The sequence below is a fragment of the Paenibacillus alkaliterrae genome (assembly GCF_021532375.1).
In the GTDB taxonomy this organism is placed as follows: Bacteria; Bacillota; Bacilli; order Paenibacillales; family Paenibacillaceae; genus Pristimantibacillus; species Pristimantibacillus alkaliterrae.
In genome coordinates this window covers 1-6,309 of the sequence record NZ_JAKGAP010000127.1, presented here as the reverse complement: position 1 = coordinate 6,309, position 6,309 = coordinate 1, and the positions used below count along the sequence as shown (strand labels likewise).

General features: G+C 43.0%; 4 protein-coding genes. 3 read left to right on the top strand and 1 reads right to left on the bottom strand.

The features are described 5' to 3' along the window. Window positions 1–60: 60 nt before the first annotated feature. The 3 genes from L1N85_RS26430 to L1N85_RS28125 all read left to right on the top strand — a co-directional run bounded on the left by L1N85_RS26430 (window position 61) and on the right by L1N85_RS28125 (window position 5,997). Entirely contained in the window at window positions 61–2,727 is a 2,667-nt protein-coding gene (locus L1N85_RS26430) for a DUF1156 domain-containing protein (protein ID WP_235242004.1), read from the top strand. A gap of 30 nt (window positions 2,728–2,757) precedes the next feature. After that, window positions 2,758–5,613 carry an ATP-binding protein gene (locus L1N85_RS26425; protein WP_235242003.1) on the top strand — a complete coding sequence of 952 codons (2,856 nt, stop codon included), beginning with the start codon at window positions 2,758–2,760 and terminating at the stop codon, window positions 5,611–5,613. A gap of 69 nt (window positions 5,614–5,682) precedes the next feature. Further along, complete coding sequence (locus L1N85_RS28125; RefSeq protein ID WP_407946578.1) at window positions 5,683–5,997, top strand: tyrosine-type recombinase/integrase; 315 nt, start codon at window positions 5,683–5,685, stop codon at window positions 5,995–5,997. Window positions 5,998–6,120: 123 nt separating this feature from the next. Here L1N85_RS28125 and L1N85_RS26420 read toward each other — a convergent pair. Continuing rightward, window positions 6,121–6,309, bottom strand: a 189-nt coding sequence (locus tag L1N85_RS26420) for a hypothetical protein (RefSeq protein ID WP_235242002.1), incomplete at its 5' end; no start/stop codon positions are given.

The window sequence follows — 6,309 nt, the reverse complement described above, 5'->3', positions numbered from 1 at the left end:
TATTAAATATCTCATTTTCCGTCATCAATGGTATCTCCCTTCAGGGTTCTACTACAATGATTGACAGCAAATAGTCACGCTAAACTGGGAAGAACCGAAAATACAAACAATGAAAAACTTTTAAAAGAAGCAAGAAATGAAATAATGAAGAGTTGGCGTGAAACGTGTGAACTAAATCGAGGGATTCCTGGTTTTGTTCCTGATCATCACCCTGCATTTCACGATCCATTTGCTGGTGGAGGTACAATTCCACTAGAAGCTCAACGATTGGGTCTAGAATCCTATGCATCAGATTTGAATCCAGTTTCTGTGATGATTAATAAAGCGATATTAGAAATACCCCCTAAGTTCGCTGGTTTGCCGCCTGTAAATCCTGATGCCTCTAATGTTATAGTTAGTGCAACTATCGAAGGGCAAGGAATTCGTGGACTCTCAGACGATATAAAATATTATGCACAATGGGTGCGGAATACAGCGATTGATCGAATAGGTAAATTATACCCAAAAGTTGAATTACCACGTGAATATGGTGGAGGTAAGGGGACTGTTATCGCTTATATTTGGGCAAGAACAGTTAAAAGCCCTAACCCAGCATTTAGTCATGTAGATGTTCCTCTCGTATCAACGTTTTATCTTTCATCAGGTAAAGGAAAAGAGGTTTACATCGAACCTGTTATTCATAATGATAGTTACGATTTTACAATTAAATATGATAAGCCTGTAGACCCTGCTAAAGTCGCAAGCGGAACGGGTTTTTTAAAGGATGATGGTAAGAAGGTAAAAGCAAGCTTCAGATGTATCTTGTCAGGGACAGCAATAAAAGCTGATTATATTGATGAAGAAGCTAAAAATGGCAGGCTTGGCTTTAGAATAATGGCAGTGGCAGTGGAAGGTGAACAACGAAGAATCTATTTGCCTCCAGATAGTGTTAAAATGGAAGTGATTAATGAAATGATAAACAGTTATAAAAGCTTGGAATATGAAATGGGATTACCCACCCAAGAATGTAGGGGAACATTTGCTAGTAATGCACAAGGAAGACGATATGGATTTTATCAATTCAAGGACTATTTTACATCACGGCAATTAGTCACATTATCTACATTTTCTGATCTCGTTAAGGAAGTGAGAGAAAAAATTATTGTTGATGCAAATATAGCAAACTTTAATACTGATATCAAACCACTTAATGATGGAGGGTCAGGTGCTTCTGCTTATGCTGATGCGATAATAGTGTTTTTATCATTCGCCATCGATAAGATGGCTGATCTTGGAAATTGCTTAGTTCGTTGGGAGCCTGTAGCGCAGTGCCCTAGACAATTATTTGGTCGTCAGGGTATACAAATGTCATGGGGATTTGCAGAGTCCAATCCCCTATCAACAAGTTCGGGATCTTGGCACACATTGATTGAGGGAATATGTCGAACTTTAAATAAAAATTTTAGTAATGTCTCTAACTCATACAAAGGTAATGCGGTTCAATCAGATGCTAGCATGCAAGAAATTAGCAATCTTAAGATAATCTCTACTGACCCGCCATATTACGATAATATTGGATATGCGGATCTATCAGAGTTTTTTTACGTATGGATGCGAAGAACATTGAGACCATTCTTCCCAACAATATTCGCCACTATATCTGTGCCTAAAACTGAAGAACTGGTGGCGACGCCATATCGTCATGGAAGTAAAAGTGAAGCGGATCTCTTTTTTCTAAACGGCATGACAAATACATTAGAAAACTTAGCATTAAACAGTCATAAAGCTTTCCCTCTTACTATTTATTATGCATTCAAACAGTCTGAAACTAACGAAAATGGTACATCATCTACTGGCTGGGAAACTTTTTTGCAAGCAGTAATGAATGCAGGACTTGTTATTACAGGTACATGGCCACTCAGAACCGAAAACGGTAGCAGACTTGTAGGACAAGACACAAATGCTCTCGCTTCGTCAATTGTTCTCGTCTGTAGACCACGATTAAAAGATGCACAGTCTATCTCCCGTCGTGCTTTTATACGTGAATTAAATGAATTAATGCCTGAAGCTCTTGAAACGATGATAGGAGGAAAGCTTGAATCACCTTCAGTTGCAGCAGTAGATTTACAACAAGCTTCCATAGGGCCAGGTATGTCTGTATTTTCTAAATATTCGGCTGTCCTGGAAGCTGATGGTTCACGTATGACAGTTAAGACGGCTTTACAATTAATTAACAAAGTAGTAGATGCATACTTAAATGAAGCTGACGGAGAGCTTGATTCAGATACGATGTATTGTCTTAATTGGTTTGATCAATATGGTTGGAACAGGGGCGATTATGGGCAAGCAGAAGTACTTGCGACAGCAAAGGGTACTACTGTTGATGGTATGAAATTAGCAGGTATTTTGGAATCGGGACAAGGAAAAGTTCGCTTGTTAAAATGGCAAGAGTACCCGAAAGAATGGATTCCAGAGCAAGATAATCGAACGCCTGTGTGGGAAGCACTTCACCAAATGATTCGAGCACTACAACAACAGGGTGAACAGGTGGCAGGAGCATTATTCGCAGGAATGCCAGCGCGATCAGAAGCAATTCGTAACCTTGCCTATCGTCTCTATACATTGTGTGAGCGCAAGGGCTGGTCAGACGATGCACGTGCTTACAACGAACTTATTGCTAGCTGGGATGCTATCGCTGCAGCGGCACATGATTTTGGACACCACGGGACACAAATTGAGTTGTTTTAACTGAAGCACAGTTAAAGGAGATAGTCAGTTATGAGAATAAAGCCTTGGCGAGAGATCGCCATACCGCATCAAGATGTCTTACTGGGAACCTTTCAACAATCCGAATTTGCGGCTGATTTAAGCCGTGTGCATCAAGGGTCAGCATCACCCGAGTACGGCGATGCAAAGCTGTTTTATTCACGTACTTTCATTACCGAAGGTATGAAGTTGCTGCTGGATTCTGTGATTAAGCGGATGAGTGGACGCGGGGGGGACCCTGTTATCCAGCTTCAAACAGCATTTGGCGGCGGCAAGACCCATACGATGCTAGCAGTGTATCATCTGGCAAGCGGTAAAGCACCTATTAGTGAAATGCAAGGGATGGCATCAATCGTAGATGCTGCTGGAATTATGGATGTGCCAAAAGCCCGAGTTGTGGTACTGGATGGGAATGAATTGTCTCCAAACCAGACTCATAGTAGAGATGGCGTATTAATTCACACCATGTGGGGTGAACTTGCATGGCAGCTTGGACAAGCGGAAGCTTACAATTTCGTCAAAGATGCAGATGTGAGCGGCACATCACCAGGCAAGGCTGTGTTGGCGGAATTACTAAGTAAATTCTCGCCATGTGTCATTCTCATAGATGAGCTGGTTGCATACTTGCGTCAGTTTGAAGAAGGAAGGACTTACGCAGGTGGTACATTCGATTCCAACTTGTCCTTCATCCAGGCATTGACGGAAGCTCTGAAGGCTGTTCCTCAAGCCATGATGCTCGCTTCTCTACCTGAATCACACGCAGAACTTGGTGGCATTCGAGGGCAACAAGCTCTCGACGCTCTGGAAAAGTATTTCGGACGAGTTCAGGCACTTTGGAAGCCTGTTGCGACCGAGGAAGCCTTCGAGATTGTACGGCGTAGGTTATTCACTAATATTACTGACGGACACGCAGTGGAAGAGGTTTGTCGTGCTTATTCTGAACTATATGTACAGAACAGTGCGGATTTCCCCTCTGAGACGCAAGAGACGCGTTATATGGATCGGTTAAAGCAATCATACCCTATACATCCTGAAGTTTTTGATCGTCTGTATGAGGACTGGTCCTCTCTTGATAAGTTTCAACGTACTCGTGGCGTACTCAAGCTCATGGCCAAAGTAATTCATAAACTTTGGACGGAAGGCAATTCTTCTCATATGATTCAATGTAGTGATCTGCCGCTGAACGATCAGGATGTTCGGAACGAAATGGTATACTATCTGCCGCAAGGATGGGACCCCGTTCTTGAACGAGATGTTGATGGACATAGAGCAGAGACGGTTACAATAGATCGTGATTCCCGATTCGGTGCTTATCAAGCTGCGCGGCGGGTAGCAAGGACAATTTTCTTGGGTAGTGCGCCTAGCGTTACGCTTCAATCCCAGCGGGGTATCGATCAGACGCGGATACTGCTTGGTTGTGTGCAGCCTGGGCAAACTATCAGTGTCTATAAAGATGTACTGAGACGTATGAGTGACGTTCTTCATTACTTGAACAATGTGAATAATCGTTTCTACTATGATACTCGCCCAAACCTGCGCCGCGAGATGGAAGAGCGCAAAATGCGATTTACCGATACTGATTCGGAGATTCGGACTCGTCTCGCTAAGATGTTGGAGACAAGACGGGAGTTTACGGGCGTACACATATTTACTCCTTCGGCAGACATACCAGACGATGAGGAACTGCGATTGGTAGTTCTCCCTCCAAGCGGCGCATATAGTCGTTCAGAACACAATCAAGCAACAACTATTGCGAACGATATCTTAACCAAGAGAGGTAGTCAGCCGCGCAGCCATCAGAACCGATTGATTTTCTTAGTGGCAGATTACGAAGCGATACAGCGTCTCCGAGAGAGCATCCGCACAGTGCTATCTTGGCAATCCATTGTTAGTGACATAAAGGACGCAAGGCTTAATCTGGATCGTGTGCAGCAGAAACAAGCCGAGGAGCAACTCCTACGCTCTCAAGACATTGTTATCAGAACATTACGTGAAGCGTTCAAATGGCTCCTAGTGCCTTATCAGGAAGCGCGTCAAGGCCAAGGGGTAACGGAAGTAGCTTGGGAAGCTATGTCGATACAACCTAACGCAAGTGATGCAATGGTGGAGATTTCAAACAAGCTTAAGGAAGATGGAGTACTTATAACAACATGGGCTCCAATCCACCTAAATTCCATGCTTAAGACTTGGTTCTGGAAAGATGAATTACATGATGCTCATGCTCTAGATGTCTGGAAGAAGACTTGCCAGTACTTATACTTACCTCGTCTGCATAATCAAACCGTTTATCATCAAGCGATTGATTCTGGTGTCCGCAGTAGGGACTTCTTCGGTGTTGCATATGGTCGAGAAGGTGAGAAATATCAAGGATTTGCATTGGAGCAAAACATAAACGTCATTCTTGATGGAACTACTTTATTAATTCATCCGACAGTTGCTCAAGCTTATGATGCTGTTCAGAAGCAATTGAAAGCACAGAGGGATGCAGAACTACAGGGAGGGAACGTAACACCTACAACAAGCGGAGATAACCAACCTGTAGGGCCAACTGGTGTGCCATATGGAGGACATACACGCCCGATTGGTCCCAATAATACAGAACCACCAGTTGTATTTCCACCAGTGCAACAAGTGAAACGCCGCTTCTATGGTAAGGTACAATTACCAAAAACAACTGCTAAGATGGACTTTGCCAAGATTTATGATGAAGTGCTGAGCCACTTTGCTCTTAAACATGATGGAACGGTAACGATTACCATTGAGATCGAAGCGACTTCTCAAGGTGGTTACGATGAGTCTTTCCAACGCATTATTCGTGAGAACGGCGGACAACTAAGGTTCAGCTTGACGGAATTTGAAGAGGAATAATTATCTTTAATGCATCCTTAGGAAGAGGTTAGGTTATTTACGTTCCTAACCTCTTTCGCATAATTTGTCATTCTATATAATACTACGGTAGATAAGTACATACGGGGAAGGCGCGCGTTCCTTAACTTTTCCCATACGGAAGGCTACCTTAAGGATAATCCGTTTGACCGAGTAGCTAAGATTAAATCGGAGCAGCGTATTGTCGAGACGTTCAGTAAACCGCAGATTAAAGCGCTGTTCGACGCGCCGAATAAGCAGAAGTTTACCGGTTACCGGAATTTTCTCATTATGATGGTGCTGCTCGAAACTGGAATCCGCGTATCTGAGGCGGAGGGCATTACGATACCGAATATTAACTGGCGCGAACGGCGCATTAAAGTCTAAAAACAATAATGAAGCCCAGCGATTTAGGCCAGTGGGCTTTTTTTATATACTCAGTGCTTCAAAAAGGACATTTCTTCTAGGTGTCGAAAATAATGATATAAAGGCGAGTTATACTTACGTTGTTTATTGCATAATGAAATAGGACAAAGTTGCAAAAGAAAATCCCCACTTCTGCAACCCGGAATTCCCCACTTTTGCAAAAGGCCATTGCAGGCTCCACCCATTAATTTTATCCTTGTAACTGGGAATTAGGAAGGTTACAAGGAGGAATGGAGGTTGCTCACAATGACCCAAGTACAGGATATCAGAAAA

Coding starts and splice junctions, on each gene's coding strand:
- L1N85_RS26425 (WP_235242003.1), top strand. CDS start 2,758: ATGAGAATAAAGCCTTGGCGAGAGATCGCCATACCGCATCAAGATGTC.